General features: G+C 47.4%; 1 protein-coding gene. It reads right to left on the bottom strand.

All coding sequences use genetic code 11. From position 1 onward, the window contains the following. Nucleotides 1–9: 9 nt before the first annotated feature. A complete protein-coding gene (locus VI01_RS24470; RefSeq protein WP_045816987.1) occupies nt 10–1,170 on the bottom strand; it encodes an IS30 family transposase in 1,161 nt (386 codons plus the stop codon). Nucleotides 1,171–1,227: the final 57 nt, after the last annotated feature.

Below are 1,227 nucleotides of genomic sequence, written 5' to 3'. Positions count from 1 at the left end.
GCTGTGAGTTCAACTGATGGACGCAACACACTTATTGAACCGTTCTGCGGGTGATTCATAGTCTAGCGTTTTTCTCGGTCTTTCGTTGAGCTGTCTGGCAACGCTGTTTAGTCTGTGCTGACTGTGAACCGATAAGTCAGTTCCTTTTGGAAAATATTGTCTTAGCAACCTGTTCGTATTTTCATTTGAGCCACGTTGCCAGGGAGATTGAGGATCACAGAAGTAAATCTGGATGTCTGTTGCTACAGTAAACCGGGTGTGGCTGGTCATTTCAGCTCCCCGATCCCAGGTTAATGTTTTATATAGCTCAACAGGTAATTCCCGGGCTTGTCTGATGAGTGCAGATATAACCGTTATGGTCTTGTTGTCCCTGATTTTGGCTAACATAACAAAGCGGGAATGGCGTTCTACGAGGGTGACGATATAGGAGTTTTTCGAGCCCTGGATCAGATCACCTTCCCAGTGACCAGGGATGGCTCTGTCTGAGGCTTCCGGTGGCCTTTCGCTGATAGGTATCGCATTCGGGATTTTCCCTAATCCTTTCCCTTTAAGTGATGACGTTCGGGATCTACGAACCGCTCTTCCGCTTCTGAGGCATTGCTGCAGCTCTTTTTTTAATGCCCCCCGGGTTTGTATAAAAAGCGTTTTATAAATCGTTTCATGTGACACATGCATTTCCTGATTATCCGGATAACAGCGTTTCAGCCAACCGGCGATCTGTTCCGGCGACCAGTCCTGATGCATCTTCTCTGCAATGATTTTACACAATGTGGGGCTTTCAATTAGCTTGCAAGGTTTTGGTCTCAGAGCATTTTTCCAAGCAGCATTGTCGGCTTTTGCTGCACGGTATTGCTTGGCACCTCCGTGCCTCCTGACCTCGCGGCTAATCGTTGAGGGTGCTCTTGATAAGTTGGCAGCGATGTCCCTGATACTGAGTTTTGCTACCAATCCTCTGGATATTTCTTCTCTTTCATCAAGCGTAAGCGCTAATCGATGCCGCTTTCGAACGGGAGGACGGTAGCCACCTGTCTGGTGGATTGTGGGCATGATAGAAGAATGAAATCTGTCGAACATTCTGGCGATATCATGCAGGGAATCACCTTGTTTATATCTATCCCAGATAATTGCCTTCTGCTCTGGCGTGTAGTTAATACGAGTTCTTCGTTTCATGGCAACGTCCCCCCCTTGATTAAGGATAGCGTTGCATCGAGCCATTGAACTCACAGC

Source organism: Pantoea sp. SM3, from assembly GCF_000963995.1.
GTDB lineage: Bacteria > Pseudomonadota > Gammaproteobacteria > Enterobacterales > Enterobacteriaceae > Pantoea > Pantoea rwandensis_B.
The sequence above is the reverse complement of the archived record's forward strand: the minus strand, read 5'-3'. Positions and strand labels throughout refer to the sequence as shown.